The sequence below is a fragment of the Amorphus sp. MBR-141 genome (assembly GCF_053628695.1).
In genome coordinates this window covers 207208-221526 of the sequence record NZ_JBRJGW010000003.1, presented here as the reverse complement: position 1 = coordinate 221526, position 14319 = coordinate 207208, and the positions used below count along the sequence as shown (strand labels likewise).

The following is a 14319-nucleotide window of genomic DNA, read 5'->3' as shown; positions in this document are numbered from 1 at the left end:
GGCGTCATGAACGACGACAAGAAAACCGACGAGGGCATCCAGCTCACCGAGGCGCAGAAGCGCCGCCGCCGGTCGCGCTCGATCGCGATCGCCGTCGGGCTGGGCGTGCTGGTCTTTCTGTTCTACCTGATCACCATCTTCCGCATGGGGTCGGGCGTGGCCGTACGGCCGCTGTAGCGGGGGAGACGGATGGGCGCGCGGCCGACACACGGACGGGGCAGGCGGATCCTTCGCGGGATCGCGGTCGTCTGCGCCGTGCTCGGTGCCGGTGCCGTCGCGGCGGCGGTCACCGGCCTGCCGGCCGAGCGGACGTCCGCCGGGCCGCGGGCGGACAATGCGGTCACGCTTCGCTTCGATGCCGTGGTCGACCGCAAGCTGCCGTGGCATGTCCGGCCGGTGGAACCGGAGATCCGTCTGCCGGTCGGCCAGATCGTCGAGATCGAATACGAGGTGCAGAACCTCGCGCCGCGGCCGATGGCCGCCGTCGCCACCTACACGATCGGTCCGGACGTGGCCGGCGTCTACGTCTCCAAGCTCGACTGCTTCTGCCGCGAGGAGCAGGATCTGCAGGCGGGGGAGCGGCGGCTGGTCAAGGTGACGCTGTTCGTGGATCCGGAAATCCACCGGGACGCGGCGGCGGACGGGGCCGGCGCGATCACCCTGTCGTACACCTTCTTCCCGGTCGCCGGGCCGGACGAAGGAAAGCGGGCCGCCAGGGCCGAAACTCTGGCGAAGCCGACGCGTCAGTTGTAAGAAACGTTCGAAACCGGACCCGGAACGGGCAGACAGTACGAAGGATCGGGACGAATCGATGGCCCAAGCGCACCAGAAAGACCACGACTATCACCTCGTCGATCCGAGCCCGTGGCCGGTCATCGGCTCGTTCGGGGCGTTCGTAGCCGCCTTCGGTGCGATCGCGCTGTTCCGCTGGCACAAGGGCGAGGACCTGATCGTCTTCGGTCTCGACACCGGCGGCTGGGGGATCTTCGCCGTCGGCATGGCGATCATCCTCTACACGATGTTCGGCTGGTGGTCCTCGACGATCCGCGAATCGCTGGGCGGCGATCACACGCGCGTGGTGAAGCTGCACCTGCGCTACGGCATGATCCTGTTCATCGCCTCCGAGGTGATGTTCTTCGTCGCGTGGTTCTGGGCCTACTTCGATGCGGCGCTGTTCGTCAGCGCGCCGATCGAGTTCCTCAAGCTCGAGCACACCGGCGGCGTCTGGCCGCCCGAGGGCGTCGAGACCTTCGATCCCTGGCACCTGCCGCTCCTCAACACGCTCATCCTGCTGACCTCCGGCACCACCGTCACCTGGGCACACCATGCGCTGCTGAATGACGACCGCGAGGGCCTGAAGTGGGGCCTGCTGCTGACCGTCGTCCTCGGCATGTTCTTCACGTTCGGCCAGTACGTCGAGTACTCGCACGCCCAGTTCGCCTTCGCCGGCTCGATCTACGGCTCGACCTTCTTCATGGCGACGGGCTTCCACGGCTTCCACGTCATCGTCGGCACCATCTTCCTGGCGATCTGCCTGCTCAGGGCGCTGTCGGGCCACTTCAACCGCGACCACCACTTCGGCTTCGAGGCGGCCGCCTGGTACTGGCACTTCGTCGACGTGGTCTGGCTGTTCCTGTTCGCCTGCATCTACATTTGGGGTGCGTCGACGCACACGTTCAACGCCTGAGCCGGGCGGGGTGCGTCGCCCGCATCCCGCGCCGGACCGACCCACCCACCCTCGAGGAACGCGGCGCATGCGCCGCGTTTCCCGTTTCTGGGGCAGGATGCGGAGAAGGGGTCACCGGTTGTCCGTCCGCATCCCGCTCCCTGATCGCATCGCGATCGGGGGCGCGCGACAATCGGTCGGCTTGCTGCGGTCCGATCCCTGCGGTCTGACCGGGACATGCTCTGAGGAGGCTGCGCACCATGAGTGACGAGGCGACACCGGGCGCATCGGCCCCCCGGCCCGGCCGCAAGCCGCGGAGCTATCCGCCGCTGCCCGCCACCCAGACCGGCATCGCCGGCCGCTGCCCGCGCTGCGGCGAGGGGAAGCTGTTCGACGGCTTCCTGGAGACGGCGGATTCCTGCAAGGTCTGCGGCCTCGACTTCAAGTTCATCGATTCCGGCGACGGCCCGGCGGTGTTCGTCATCCTCATCGTCGGCGCCCTGGTGGTCGGCCTGGCGCTGATGATGGAGGTGCTGTGGGCCCCGCCGCTGTGGCTGCAGATGCTCATCCTCGGGCCGCTGACCATCGGCTTGTCGCTCGGCATGATCCGGCCGCTGAAGGGCGTGCTGATCGCCCGCCAGTACCAGATGAAGGCGGCGGAAGGCCGGGTGGAGGAAGCGTGAGCGCCGCCGATCCCCACGCCCCCGGCTCTGGCCCCGACGCCCGCCGCACCCACGGCCCCCTGCGTGGCCTCTTGTGGGCGACGCTCGCCACCCTGGCGGCGCTGGCGGTGCTCGTCTCCCTCGGCACCTGGCAGGTCCACCGGCTCGCGTGGAAGGAGGCGCTGATCGCGGCGGCGGAAAGCCGCAGCGTCGCCGAGCCCGTCGCCGCCCCGGGCCCGTCCGAGTGGGCCGGTCTGAAAGAGGATCAGTGGATCTACCGGAGCGTCTCCGCCACCGGCCACTACGGTCCCGGCGAGGTGCACGTCTTCATGGCGCTGAGCGAGCCCAACGGCCCGCTCGGCGGCCCCGGCTACCTGATCTTCGCGCCGTTCGTCACCGACGCCGGCTGGACGCTGCTGGTCGACCGCGGCTTCGTGCCGCTGGACCGCAAGGATCCGGCCACGCGTCCCGGCCCGCCGGCCGGCGAGGTGACCATCGAGGGGCTGATGCGCCACGGCGAGCAGCCGGCCTTCTTCACGCCGGAGCCGAACCTTGCCAAGAACGAGTGGATCGTCCGCGACCTGCCGGTGATGGACGCGGCGCTGGATCTCGATCCGGCCAATTCGGCGCCCTATTACGTGTCGCTGGTCGCCTCCCAGACGCCGCCCGGCGGGCTGCCCCAGGCGGGCGAGACGCCGCTCACCTTCGCCAACAGCCACCTCCAGTACGCCGTCACCTGGTACGGCCTGGCCGTCGTGCTGGTCTGCGTCTACGCCGCCTTCGCCTGGCGCCGCCTGCGGCCGGGCAAGGACGACGCGCCGGGTGCCGAAGGCCGGGGGTAGGCGGTCCGCCTCAGCCCGGGAACGACAGCCGCCGGTCGAGGTCGGACAGCGGCTCGGCGGCGGCGAGGTGCGCCTTCGCCCGCACGCTGTCGTCGTCCATCTGGGCGACCAGCGCCTCGACGCCGTCGAAGCGCGCCTCCGGGCGCAGGAACGCGAACACCGAGATCTTCAGGGTCTTGCCGTAGAGGTCGCCGTCGAAGCCGAACAGGAACGTCTCGAACAGCGGCGCGCCGTCGTCGAACATCGGCCGCCGGCCGAAGCTCGCCACCCCGTCATAGACCGCCCCGTCCACCTGCACCCGCACCGCGTAGACGCCGTGGCGGAGCCCGCACGCCGGCTCCAGCGCGATGTTGGCGGTCGGGTAGCCCAGCGTCCGGCCGCGCTTGTCGCCGTGCACGACGGCGCCCACCACCAGCCAGCGGTAGCCGAGCAGCCGCGCCGCGGCCTCGGGCGCGCCGGCCTCCAGGGCGGCCCGGATGCGGGTCGAGGAGATCGGCTCGCCGCCTTCGTCGACGCGCGCCTCGACCACCTCGACGGCGAACCCGTCGGCCTGGCCGCGCGCCAGCAGGAAGTCGGGCGTGCCGGCGCGCGCCTTGCCGAAATGGAAGTTGTAGCCGACCACGGCGCCGCGGATCGCCAGCCGGTCGCGCAGGATCGTGTCGACGAAGGCGTCGGCGGTGGTGCCGGCGAGCGCGGCGTCGAACGGCACCACCACCATGCCGTCGAGGCCGAGCGCCTCCAGCACGACGGCGCGCTCGGCCGGCGGCGTCAGCCGGAACACCGGCTGGTCGGGTCGGAAGAACGCCCGCGGATGCGGCTCGAAGGTCAGCAGCACCGCCGGCCCGCCCAGCGCGTCGGCCTTGGCGCGGGCGACCGCCAGCACCTCCTGGTGGCCCCGGTGCACGCCGTCGAAGTTGCCGATCGCGGCGACGCCGCCGCGCAGGCGCGGCGCGACCGCATCGATGGGCGAGGTGAACGGGCCGTGCGGCAGGTCGGGGGAGGAGAAACTCATCAGGGGCGCGAACCGGTGCGTTGGATCATGCCGGATCCGTCCCCGGCCGGCGGAAGCTGCCGAGCCCGGGCCTCCAGGTCAAGGCCCGTGTGGCCGATCCCGCGCCGTCCGGTCAATCGACGTCCAGCTCGGCCCGCGCCGGCACCTTCACCAGCGCCTCGCCGTCGAGCACCACGGTGTCGCCGACCCGGCATTCGCAGGCAAGCCGGGCGCGGCTCTTCTCCGGCATCAGCTCCACCACCTCCACCGACACCGTCACCGTGTCGCCGATCTTCACCGGCGCCCGGAAGTGCAGGCTCTGGGAGAGATAGATGGCGCCGGGCCCCGGCAGCCGGGTGCCGAGCAGGGCGGAGATCAGGCTGGCCGTGTAGAGGCCGTGAGCGATGCGGGTCTTGAACGGCGTCTTCGCCGCGAAGTGCTCCGACAGGTGGATCGGGTTGCGGTCGCCGGACACCTCGGCGAAGCCGACCACGTCGGAGGCCATCACCGTCTTGTCGAAGGCGTCGCGCATGCCGACCGTAAGATCCTCGAAGTAGAGGGTCTGGAGCATCAAGGTCATGGAAGGGTCCTTCGCGCGTGGGACAGCAGCTCAAGTTGAGGGATTGGTCTAGGCATCGTTCTCAGCTTCCCTTGCAGCCTTGATGCCTCTCTCGATCCGCGCTGTCAGAACAAAAAGGAAATTTCCGAGAGCTTCAGCGAAATCAACTGACTGCCTTGCTTCTTCCCGTGTGACATTCGGCCTCTCTGCGTCGGCGTGTCTTGGTCGGTTGGATTCTAGTCGAACAGTATGTGCCCAATCGGCCATCCCTTTCGTAAGTAGATTTTTTTGCAACGCTTCGTCTATCCGGGTGTACAGACTTCCTGACGAGTATCCCAGATGCTTCAGCATCGCATCGACAGCGCTTCCCGCCATGACGGCCGCGGCGTCAGGCGCGTGCAGCGTTTCAAACGCTTGCTGTAGATACGTTCGAGCTAGCTCGGGAATATCTTCGTGGGCGGTCTTCGCTTCAGGCCAAAGCGACATTGCCTCCACTGCTTCCTGCGTCCAAGTGAAAATCCCGACTAAAACCGCCCGGCAACTATTGCAACGATACGCGGCCCATCCTGTGTCTCCGTATCCTCGCAAGTAATCATGCCAAACCCTATTCATATTAGGATTCGCCACAGTGCAATGAGGACAGCGGCTTAGCCCAATAAGCTTTTCACCCGGCGCCCATCCTGGTCCAGTGTTGATTGGCGTCGAGTATATCATCGGTTATCCATACGTTGCCGCGAATTCGAAATTATAAGTAATTTAATCGAAGCTTGTAGCGGTTTATAGAGATTTAAATTATAGATTGAAGAGAGTTCACCGTACGCGCCTCAGCGGAACAGCGAGCTCTTCGCCAGCTCCATGATCTCGTCGCCGCGGCCGTTCATGATGGCGCGCGCCGCGTAGAGGCTGAAGCCGAGCGCCTGCTCCGCCTTGATCTCCGGCGGCATCACCAGCTCCATCGGGTCGGTCACCACGTCGACCAGCGCCGGCCCGTCGTGGGCGAACGCCCGCTCGATGGCCGGCCGCACGTCGCCCGGATCCTCGGCACGGATGCCGAGGATGCCGAGCGCCTCGGCCATCGCCGCGAAGTTCGGGTTCTTCAGGTCGGTGCCGAACGGCAGGAAGCCGGCCGCCTTCATCTCGATGTCGACGAAGCCCAGCAGCCCGTTGTTGAAGACGACGATCTTCACCGGCAGGCCGAGCTGCGACACCGAGATGATGTCGCCCATCATCATGGTGAAGCCGCCGTCGCCGGACAGCGACACCACCTGCCGGCCCGGATAGGCGGCCTGGGCGCCGAGCGCCTGGGGCATGGCGTTGGCCATCGAGCCGTGCAGCATCGAGCCGATCAGCCGCCGCGTGCCCTTCAGGTGCAGATAGCGGGCCGCCCATACGGTGGTCTGGCCGACGTCGACGGTGAACACCGCGTCGTCGCTCGCCACCTCGTCGATCACCTTGGCCAGATACTGGGGATGCACCGAGCGCGAGCCGGACTTGCCGACGGCCAGCGCATCCAGGTCCTTGCGGGTCTTCACGTAGTGGTCCTGGGCCTGCTTCAGGAAGGCGTCGTCGGCCTTCTGCCTGATCTTCGGCGCCAGCAGCCTCAGCGTCGCGCCGACATCGCCCACCAGCCCCAGGTCGAGCCGGGTGCGCTTGCCGAGGTTCTCGCCGCGGATGTCGATCTGGGCGACCTTGGCGTCGGCCGGATAGAACTGCCGGTAGGGGAAGTCGGTGCCCAGCATCAACAGCAGGTCGGCGCTGCGCATGGCGTGGTAGCCGGAGGAAAAGCCGATGAAGCCGGTCATCCCCACGTCGTACGGGTTGTCGTGCTCCACGTGGTCCTTGCCGCGCAGCGAGTGGACGATCGGCGCCTTCAGGGCGGCGGCCAGCGCCACCACCTCGTCATGGGCGCCGGCGCAGCCCGCGCCGCACAGCATGGTGATGGAGCCGGCGCCGTTCAGAAGCTCGGCCAGCCGGTCGATCTCCGCCTCCGGCGGCACCACGACGGGCAGCTCCACCTCGGCCCATTTCACCGCCGCCTCGCTCGCCGCCGCCGCCAGCGCCACGTCGCCGGGGATCACCAGCACGGCGACGCCCTGCTTCTGGATCGCCGTGCGCATGGCGATCTCGATGGCGCGCGGCATCTGGCTCGGGCTCGACACCAGCTCGCAGTAGTGGCTGCACTCCCGGAACAGCTGCTCCGGGTGGGTCTCCTGGAAGTAGCCGGAGCCGATCTCGGCGCTCGGGATGTGGGCGGCGATCGCCAGCACTGGCGTCCGGGTGCGGTGGCAGTCGAACAGCCCGTTGATCAGGTGCAGGTTGCCCGGCCCGCAGCTGCCGGCGCACACCGCCAGCTTGCCGGTCAGCTGCGCCTCGGCGCCGGCGGCAAAGGCCGCCGTCTCCTCGTGGCGCACGTGCATCCAGGAGATCGTCTTGCTGGTCCTCAGCGCCTCGGTGAAGCCGTTGAGGCTGTCGCCGACCACGCCCCAGACGCGCTCGACCCCGGCCGCCTCGAGGATCTCGACCATCTGGTCGGCAACCCGCGTTTTCGCCATTCTTCAGGTCCTCTTGCTGGCCAATGTCACGCCGGAACGTAGCTGCAGTAGATCGGATCCCACATGGCCGCGTCGACCTTCGCGGCGATCTCCGCGTCGGTGATCTCCGGCACCAGCCCGTCGGCGATCGCCGCCTTGGCCACCGCGATGGCGATGGCACGCGACACGTCGCGGATTTTGGCAAGCGGCGGCAGCAGGATCGGCACGTCGCCGTCGCCGCCGGGGTTCGCCTCCGCCAGCGCCCGCGAGGACGCCATGAACATGGTGTCGCTCACCCGCGGGATGCCCAGCGCCAGGATGCCGAGGCCGAGGCCCGGGAAGATGTAGGCGTTGTTGGTCTGGGCGATCGGATAGGTCTTGCCGCCGTGCTCGACCGGCTGGAACGGGCTGCCGGTGCCGATGATGGCCTTGCCGTCGGTCCAGGCCAGCACGTCGGCCGGCTGCGCCTCGCAGCGCGAGGTCGGGTTTGACAGCGGGAACACGATCGGCCGCTCGGTCTTGGCGGCCATGGCGCGGATCACCTCCTCGGTGAACACGCCCGGATGGCCGGTGACGCCGATGATGATGGTCGGCTCGGCGTTCTGCACGGTCTCCAGCAGCGAGAACAGCCCGGGCTTTTCGCCGGCCGGCCAGGCGGCGACGTCGGCCGCCGTGTGGGCGAGCTTCGCCTGGAACGGCCAGAGGTTCTCCTGGGTGTCGAACACCAGGCCCTCGCGGTCGATCATGTAGAAGCGGCCGCGGGCCGCGTCCGGATCGACGCCGTCCTCCACCATCAGCTGGATCATCTGCTCGGCGATGCCGCAGCCGGCCGAGCCGGCGCCGACGATCACCACCTTCTGGTCGGAGAGCGGCCGGCCCGACTGCTTGACGGCCGACAGCACCGTGCCGACGACCACGGCCGCCGTGCCCTGGACGTCGTCGTTGAACATGCACAGCTGGTCGCGGTAGCGCTCCAGGAACATGGTGGCGTGGTTCTGGGCGAAGTCCTCGAACTGCAGCAGCACGTTCGGCCACTTGTGCTTCACGGCGTTGACGAAGCGGTCGACGAAGGCGACGTAGTCGTCGCCGGTGATCCGCTCGTGCCGCCAGCCGATGTAGAACGGGTCGTCGATGAGCGCCTGGTTGTTGGTGCCCACGTCGAGCGTGATCGGCAGCGTGTATTCCGGCGGGATGCCGCCGCAGGCGGTGTAGAGCGACAGCTTGCCGATCGGGATGCCCATGCCGCCGGCGCCCTGGTCGCCCAGCCCGAGGATGCGCTCGCCGTCGGTGACGACGATGACCCGCACGTCCTGGTGGCCGGCCGATTCCAGCAGCGCCTCCATGTCGTCGCGCAGCGGATAGGAAATGAACAGCCCGCGCGGACGGCGGTAGATCTCGGAGAACCTCTCGCAGCCGAGCCCGACCACCGGCGTGTACACCATCGGCATCAGCGCCGTGATGTTCTCCGCCATGAAGGCGTAGAACAGCGTCTCGTTGGTGTCCTGTAAGGCGCGCAGGTAGATGTGGCGCTCCAGGTCGGTGGTCTTCTGGTCGTAGGCGTCCTTGGCCCGGGCGATCTGGGTCTCCAGCGTCTCCAGCGACGGCGGCAGCAGGCCGTGCAGGCGGAAGCCGGTGCGCTCGGCGTCGGTGAAGGCGTCGCCCTTGTTCAGGATCGGCGTGTCGATCAGGCGGCGGCCGTGATAGTGGCTCGCGTCCAGCGTCTTGGTGCTCATCTTTCCTCCCCGGGGCCCCGTGAGGCGGCTCACGATCGGGGCCAGCCTACACACGCATGTGCAACGCTTCCACGACCTTCATGCGGTCCGGGAGAGAATGTCCGGGCGGTCCCCTGGCCGCGCGCGAAGAGGCGGCGCGGGAAGACCTACCAGGCGAGGCGCGGCAGCACGGCGCGCACCGCCAGCCCGTCGCGGCCCAGCCGGTCCGCCACCATCTGCGGGTCGGGCGCGTCGGGGGCGCCGAACTCGGCGGAATGGATGCCGGCGGTGATCAGCAGCGCGGCGACGCCCTGGCCGACCGCGCCCTTGATGTCGGTCATCAGCCCGTCGCCGATGGCGAGCACGCGGTCGCGGTCCGGGGCGCGGCCGAGCACTTCCGCGAGCCGGTCGAACGCCGCCTCGTAGATCGGCGCGTGCGGCTTGCCGGCCTGGCGGACCTCGCCGCCGAGCTCGGCGTAGAGGCTCGCGAGCGCGCCGGCGCAGTAGATGGTGTCGGCGCCGCGCTGGACCACGAGGTCCGGATTGGCGCAGACCAGCGGCAGGCCGCGGCCGGCCAGCGCCGACAGCCGCTCCCTGTAGTCCTCGGGCGTTTCGTTGTAATCGTCGAACAGGCCGGTGCAGCAGATCGCCTCGGCATCCTCGGCACCGACGAGCCGGACGTCCAGGCCGTCGTACAGCGACAGGTCGCGCTCCGGGCCGATGTGGTAGAGCGCCGCGGCGCCGAGCCGGGTGATCTGGCCGCGGGTCACGTCGCCCGAGGTCACCACCGCGTCGAAGGCGTCGGCGGGCACGCCGAGCTGGCCCAGCTGCTCGACGATCGGCGCCGCCGGGCGGGGCGCGTTGGTGATCAGCACCACCGGGCCGCCGGTCTCGCGGCGGAAGCGCGCCAGCGCGTCGGTGGCTGGGGCGAACGCGGTGACGCCGTTGTGGACGACGCCCCAGACGTCGACGAGGAGGGCCTCGTAGTCGGGGGCGAGGGCGGACAGTCCGGCGGGGAAGTCGGGGGTCGCATGGGTCATGGCGCAGGGCATCGCCTCCCGGCGCCGCCGGGTCAAGATGCGGCAGCGCGAAATCCGCCGCCGGCGGCGTCGGGCCGGTTGGCGGCCGGCGGTGGAGGCCGGCAAATCGGGACCTGACCTCGGGCTCCGAATCCGTCATGCTCGGCCGTTAACCTTTTCCCTCCGAATCGAGACCGCCCCGCCGCCATGCCCGTCCGCCAGCTCTCCAATGCCGTGATCAACCGGATCGCCGCCGGCGAGGTGGTCGAGCGGCCGGCCAGCGTCGTCAAGGAGCTGGTCGAGAACGCCATCGACGCCGGCGCGCGCCGGGTCGAGATCGTCACGGCGGCCGGCGGCAAGAGCCTGATCCGGGTGATCGACGACGGCTCCGGCATGAGCCGCGACGATCTGGTGCTCGCGGTGGAGCGCCACTGCACCTCCAAGCTCGATGAGGACAATCTGTTCTCGATCGCCACGCTGGGGTTCCGGGGCGAGGCGCTGCCGTCGATCGGTTCGGTGGCGCGACTGACCATCTCCACCCGCACCCGCGACGACGACAGCGGCTGGTGCGTCCAGGTGGAGGGTGGGCTGGTCGCCGAGGCGAAGCCGGCGGCGGTGGCGGCCGGTACCATCGTCGACGTCCGCGACCTGTTCTTCGCCACCCCCGCCCGGCTGAAGTTCCTGAAGTCCGACCGGGCCGAGACCACCGCGATCACCGACATCGTCCGCCGGCTGGCGCTCGCCCACCCGGAGGTCCGCTTCGTGCTGACCGGGTCGGACCGCAGCCGCACCGACTACCCGGCCCGCGAGGGCGATGACGCGGATGTGATGCGGATCGCCGACGTGATCGGCCGCGACTTCGTCGACAACACGCTGGTCATCGACGCCGGCCGGGACGGGGTGCGGCTGGAGGGTCTGATCGGCCGGCCGACCTTCCACCGGGCCAACACCCTGCAGCAGTTCCTGTTCGTCAACGGCCGCCCGGTCCGCGACAAGCTGCTGCTCGGGGCGCTCCGGGGCGCCGTCTCCGACGTGATGGCCCGCGACCGGCATCCGGTGGCGGCCCTCTACATCACCCTCGACCCGGCCGAGGTGGACGTGAACGTCCACCCGGCGAAGGCCGACGTCCGCTTCCGCGACCCGGGCCTGGTGCGGGGGCTGCTGGTCGGCTCGATCAAGCAGGCGCTCGCCCAGGCGGGGCTCGCGGCCAACACAACCTCCGCGCGAACGGCCCTGGAGGCGTTCCGTCCGGACGCAGCCGGTGCGCAGGGAAGTGCGCAGACCAGTGCGCAGGCAAAAACCGCGTTTTACGCCCAAAAAGCGCAGGAAAGCGCAGATTGGTCCACGCGCACGTCCGGTGCGTACGCGCAGCCTGCGCACCAGCGCGCCGGCGCCTATCCGGCCGGCTTTTCCGAGGACGGACAGGCGGCGTTTTCGGCCGTGGCGGCGCCGTCGGCGGAGACCCGCGCGGCGCTGCGCGACGCCGTGGACGGCGACCTCGACCGCCCGCTGGGCGCCGCCCGCGCGCACTTCCACGAGAACTACATCCTCGCCCAGACCCGCGACGGCATCGTCATCGTCGACAGCCACGCCGCCCACGAGCGGCTGGTCTACGAGCGCCTGAAGGCCGAGCGCGCCCGCTCCGGCGTCGCCCGCCAGATGCTGCTGGTGCCGGAAATCGTCGACCTGCCGGAGGAGGACGCCGCCCGGCTGCTGGCGGTTTCCGACGCGCTGGCCGAGACAGGGCTGGTGGTGGAATCCTTCGGACCCGGCGCCGTCGCGGTCCGCGAAGTGCCGTCGGTCCTGGCCGGCCGCCTCGACGTGCAGGGGCTGGTGCGCGACCTCGTCGACGACCTCGCCGAGTGGGAGACCACCGACCGGCTCGCCGACCGGCTGGACCACGTCGCCGCCACGGTCGCCTGCCACGGCTCGGTCCGCACCGGCCGCCGGCTGAAGCCCGAGGAAATGGACGCGCTGCTGCGCGAGATGGAGGCGACGCCGAAGTCCGGCCAGTGCAACCACGGCCGCCCGACCTTCGTCGAGCTCAAGCTCTCCGACATCGAGCGGCTGTTCGGGAGGAAATAGTTGTTGCGCTCACGCCGGTGAGCTTGCGCTCACGGCTCCGCGGGGGCGGCCTATGGCGCGGCGCGCGGTCGCGCGCTGGTCCAGCAAGCCCAGGAAAAGTGGGCACCGGTTTTCCGTCCGGGCTTGCGGGAAGAACGAGCGAGCCCAGGAAAAGTGGGCACCGGTTTTCCGTCGCGATTTGCGTGTAGACCCTTGCCGATGGCACACCCTCCTTTCCCGGAACAGTCGGCAGGACCGCTTCCCATGACCACCTGGCCCGATCTCGCAGGCAGGCTCACCGGCAGCCGCCACCGGCTCGCCGCGCGGGTTTATTTCGAGGACACGGATTTTTCCGGCGTCGTCTACCACGCCAACTATCTGCGCTACCTGGAGCGCGGGCGGTCCGATTTCCTGCGCCTCAGCGGGGTGCACCACACCGACCTCGCCGACGGCACCTACGGGGCGTCGCTGGCCTTCGCGGTGCGGACGATGAGCCTGGAGTTCAAGGCGCCGGCGCGCATCGACGACGTGCTGGAGGTTGAGACGCGCCTCACCCACCTCACCGCCGCCCGGCTGGGCCTCGACCAGGTGGTGCTGCGCGACGAGCAGGTGCTGGTGCGCGCCAAGGTTGAGGCGGTGGTGATCTCCTCCGACGGCCGGCCACGCCGGCTGCCGAAGGCGGCGCTGGCGCTGCTCCAGCCGTACGCGATCGAGGCGGAAGGCGACCCGTCTTAACGGTCCGTTCACCCTAATTGGCGACAGCTGTTGCGCCCGTTTTTCCAGCGGGAGTCGCAGTTTTGACAAACTCTGTGCTGACAGAGGCGCCAGTCATCCTCGTACCCAGATTGTCACCCAGCCTTCCCCTCGGACCTGTGGTCGTGCGCGCGCCGCACGCCGCCGGACCGGTGACGAGAAGCAAAGTCGGGACTGAATATGGATTCCACCGTTGCGGTAGCCGGCGCCGATCTCGCCGCCCACTCTGGCTTCTCGCTGTTCGGGCTGTTCCTGCAGGCGCACATCGTCGTCAAGATCGTCATGCTGGGCCTGGTCTCGGCGTCGATCTGGTGCTGGGCGATCATCATCGACAAGGTGATCCTGTACCGCCGCACCCGCCAGGCAATGAACCGGTTCGAGGACGCCTTCTGGTCGGGCCAGTCGCTGGAGGATCTCTTCCGCACGCTGTCCAGCCGCTCCAACCAGGCGCTGGCGGCGGTGTTCGTCGCGGCGATGACCGAGTGGAAGCGCAGCCACGACGGCGAGCACCCGGCGATCGCCAGCCTCTCGCAGCGCCTCGACCGGGTGATGACGCTGACCATCGGGCGCGAAGCGGAGCGGCTGGAAAGCCGGCTCGCGGTGCTCGCCTCGGTCGGCTCGGCCGGCCCGTTCATCGGCCTGTTCGGCACGGTGTGGGGCATCATGACCTCGTTCCAGGCGATCGCGGTGTCGGAGAGCACCAACCTCGCGGTCGTCGCCCCCGGCATCGCCGAAGCGCTGTTTGCCACCGCGCTCGGCCTGCTTGCCGCCATCCCGGCCGTGATCTTCTACAACAAGCTGTCAGGTGACGTCGGCAAGATCATTTCCCGGATGGACGGCTTCGCCGACGAGTTCCTGGCGATCCTGTCGCGCGAGATCGACGAACGGCTGGAAGAAGAGCGCGTCTGAGCCATGGGTGTTCAACTCTCCAATTCCTCCGGCGGCCGCGGCCGCCGCCGCGCGCCGCGGCATCGGCCGATGAGCGAGATCAACGTCACGCCGTTCGTCGACGTGATGCTGGTGCTCCTGATCGTGTTCATGGTGTCCGCCCCGCTTCTGACCGTCGGCGTTCCCATTGATCTGCCGCAATCGCGTGCGAAGCCGCTGGAAGGCGACAACGAGCCGCTGACGGTGTCGATCAATGCTCAGGGCCAGGTGTTCCTGCAGGACAGCGAGATCACCCTCGACGACCTGGTGCCGCGGCTGACCGCGATCGCCCAGAACGGCTACGAAGAGCGGATCTACGTGCGCGGCGACCAGGACGTGGGCTACGGCGCGATCATGTCGGTCATGGGCCGGCTCAACGCCGCCGGGTTCAAGCGTATCGGCCTGGTGACCCAGCAGGAACCCCAGAGCTCCAGCAACTGACGTCCCGGTGTGCGCCCGCTCTTATTTGAAGCGGGCAGGCCGGACCTCGAAGCGGCAATCGAAGGCTAGATCTTTTCACCATGCGTGTCGGCTTGATCGTCTCTGTGGCAGGACACGGCGCCATCCTCCTGTGGAGTGTGTTGGCGTGGCCG

15 protein-coding genes are annotated in these 14319 nt (G+C 69.1%); 9 read left to right on the top strand and 6 right to left on the bottom strand.

Annotated elements, in window-relative coordinates; all coding sequences use genetic code 11:
• Nucleotides 1-6: 6 nt before the first annotated feature.
• From ACSSVZ_RS05880 to ACSSVZ_RS05860, 5 genes are all read left to right on the top strand, one after another.
• Entirely contained in the window at nt 7-177 is a 171-nt protein-coding gene (locus tag ACSSVZ_RS05880; protein WP_453968859.1) for a hypothetical protein, read from the top strand.
• 12 nt (nt 178-189) lie between these two features.
• Nucleotides 190-753, top strand: a complete 564-nt coding sequence (locus ACSSVZ_RS05875; RefSeq protein ID WP_453968858.1) for a cytochrome c oxidase assembly protein — start codon at nt 190-192, stop codon at nt 751-753.
• A gap of 58 nt (nt 754-811) precedes the next feature.
• The gene (locus tag ACSSVZ_RS05870; protein ID WP_453968857.1) at nt 812-1687 is read left to right on the top strand and encodes a cytochrome c oxidase subunit 3; all 876 of its coding nucleotides are present in this window, start codon (nt 812-814) and stop codon (nt 1685-1687) included.
• Between the two features lie 239 nt (nt 1688-1926).
• The gene (locus tag ACSSVZ_RS05865) at nt 1927-2349 is read left to right on the top strand and encodes a DUF983 domain-containing protein (protein ID WP_453968856.1); all 423 of its coding nucleotides are present in this window, start codon (nt 1927-1929) and stop codon (nt 2347-2349) included.
• Nucleotides 2346-3170 carry an SURF1 family protein gene (locus ACSSVZ_RS05860; RefSeq protein ID WP_453968855.1) on the top strand — a complete coding sequence of 275 codons (825 nt, stop codon included), beginning with the start codon at nt 2346-2348 and terminating at the stop codon, nt 3168-3170. The genes ACSSVZ_RS05865 and ACSSVZ_RS05860 overlap by 4 nt, the downstream gene beginning before the upstream one ends.
• Before the next feature lie 10 nt (nt 3171-3180).
• Here the strand turns inward: ACSSVZ_RS05860 and ACSSVZ_RS05855 are convergent, their stop codons facing one another.
• From ACSSVZ_RS05855 to ACSSVZ_RS05830, 6 genes are all read right to left on the bottom strand, one after another.
• A complete protein-coding gene (locus ACSSVZ_RS05855; RefSeq protein WP_453968854.1) occupies nt 3181-4182 on the bottom strand; it encodes a bifunctional riboflavin kinase/FAD synthetase in 1002 nt (333 codons plus the stop codon).
• A 112-nt stretch (nt 4183-4294) separates the two neighbouring features.
• Nucleotides 4295-4741, bottom strand: a complete 447-nt coding sequence (locus ACSSVZ_RS05850) for a MaoC family dehydratase (RefSeq protein ID WP_453968853.1) — start codon at nt 4739-4741, stop codon at nt 4295-4297.
• Nucleotides 4742-4789: 48 nt separating this feature from the next.
• Complete coding sequence (locus ACSSVZ_RS05845) at nt 4790-5206, bottom strand: DUF4145 domain-containing protein (protein ID WP_453968852.1); 417 nt, start codon at nt 5204-5206, stop codon at nt 4790-4792.
• Between the two features lie 338 nt (nt 5207-5544).
• The gene (gene poxB, locus ACSSVZ_RS05840; protein ID WP_453968851.1) at nt 5545-7272 is read right to left on the bottom strand and encodes a ubiquinone-dependent pyruvate dehydrogenase; all 1728 of its coding nucleotides are present in this window, start codon (nt 7270-7272) and stop codon (nt 5545-5547) included.
• A gap of 26 nt (nt 7273-7298) precedes the next feature.
• Nucleotides 7299-8984, bottom strand: coding sequence for an NAD-dependent malic enzyme (locus tag ACSSVZ_RS05835; RefSeq protein WP_453968850.1), 1686 nt, complete (start codon nt 8982-8984; stop codon nt 7299-7301).
• Between the two features lie 146 nt (nt 8985-9130).
• Nucleotides 9131-10003: a TIGR01459 family HAD-type hydrolase gene (locus ACSSVZ_RS05830; protein ID WP_453968849.1), complete on the bottom strand. Its 873-nt coding sequence runs from the start codon at nt 10001-10003 to the stop codon at nt 9131-9133.
• 186 nt (nt 10004-10189) lie between these two features.
• Between ACSSVZ_RS05830 and mutL the strand changes: the two genes are divergently transcribed.
• The 4 genes from mutL (at nt 10190) to tolR (ending at nt 14167) form a co-directional block, all read left to right on the top strand.
• A complete protein-coding gene (gene mutL, locus ACSSVZ_RS05825; protein ID WP_453968848.1) occupies nt 10190-12067 on the top strand; it encodes a DNA mismatch repair endonuclease MutL in 1878 nt (625 codons plus the stop codon).
• A 243-nt stretch (nt 12068-12310) separates the two neighbouring features.
• Nucleotides 12311-12781, top strand: a complete 471-nt coding sequence (ybgC, locus tag ACSSVZ_RS05820; protein ID WP_453968847.1) for a tol-pal system-associated acyl-CoA thioesterase — start codon at nt 12311-12313, stop codon at nt 12779-12781.
• 198 nt (nt 12782-12979) lie between these two features.
• Nucleotides 12980-13708, top strand: a complete 729-nt coding sequence (gene tolQ / locus ACSSVZ_RS05815) for a protein TolQ (RefSeq protein WP_453968846.1) — start codon at nt 12980-12982, stop codon at nt 13706-13708.
• A 3-nt stretch (nt 13709-13711) separates the two neighbouring features.
• On the top strand, nt 13712-14167 hold the full coding sequence (gene tolR, locus ACSSVZ_RS05810; protein WP_453968845.1) for a protein TolR: 456 nt from the start codon (nt 13712-13714) through the stop codon (nt 14165-14167).
• Nucleotides 14168-14319 lie beyond the last annotated feature (152 nt).

Excerpts from the sequence above, each read along its gene's own strand:
- ACSSVZ_RS05865 (WP_453968856.1), top strand. The coding sequence starts at position 1,927 with ATGAGTGACGAGGCGACACCGGGCGCATCGGCCCCCCGGCCCGGCCGC.
- ACSSVZ_RS05875 (WP_453968858.1), top strand. The coding sequence starts at position 190 with ATGGGCGCGCGGCCGACACACGGACGGGGCAGGCGGATCCTTCGCGGG.
- ACSSVZ_RS05855 (WP_453968854.1), bottom strand. The coding sequence starts at position 4,182 with ATGAGTTTCTCCTCCCCCGACCTGCCGCACGGCCCGTTCACCTCGCCC.
- ybgC (WP_453968847.1), top strand. The coding sequence starts at position 12,311 with ATGACCACCTGGCCCGATCTCGCAGGCAGGCTCACCGGCAGCCGCCAC.
- mutL (WP_453968848.1), top strand. The coding sequence starts at position 10,190 with ATGCCCGTCCGCCAGCTCTCCAATGCCGTGATCAACCGGATCGCCGCC.
- ACSSVZ_RS05845 (WP_453968852.1), bottom strand. The coding sequence starts at position 5,206 with ATGTCGCTTTGGCCTGAAGCGAAGACCGCCCACGAAGATATTCCCGAG.
- ACSSVZ_RS05870 (WP_453968857.1), top strand. The coding sequence starts at position 812 with ATGGCCCAAGCGCACCAGAAAGACCACGACTATCACCTCGTCGATCCG.
- ACSSVZ_RS05850 (WP_453968853.1), bottom strand. The coding sequence starts at position 4,741 with ATGACCTTGATGCTCCAGACCCTCTACTTCGAGGATCTTACGGTCGGC.
- tolR (WP_453968845.1), top strand. The coding sequence starts at position 13,712 with ATGGGTGTTCAACTCTCCAATTCCTCCGGCGGCCGCGGCCGCCGCCGC.
- ACSSVZ_RS05830 (WP_453968849.1), bottom strand. The coding sequence starts at position 10,003 with ATGACCCATGCGACCCCCGACTTCCCCGCCGGACTGTCCGCCCTCGCC.
- ACSSVZ_RS05880 (WP_453968859.1), top strand. The coding sequence starts at position 7 with ATGAACGACGACAAGAAAACCGACGAGGGCATCCAGCTCACCGAGGCG.
- poxB (WP_453968851.1), bottom strand. The coding sequence starts at position 7,272 with ATGGCGAAAACGCGGGTTGCCGACCAGATGGTCGAGATCCTCGAGGCG.
- tolQ (WP_453968846.1), top strand. The coding sequence starts at position 12,980 with ATGGATTCCACCGTTGCGGTAGCCGGCGCCGATCTCGCCGCCCACTCT.
- ACSSVZ_RS05835 (WP_453968850.1), bottom strand. The coding sequence starts at position 8,984 with ATGAGCACCAAGACGCTGGACGCGAGCCACTATCACGGCCGCCGCCTG.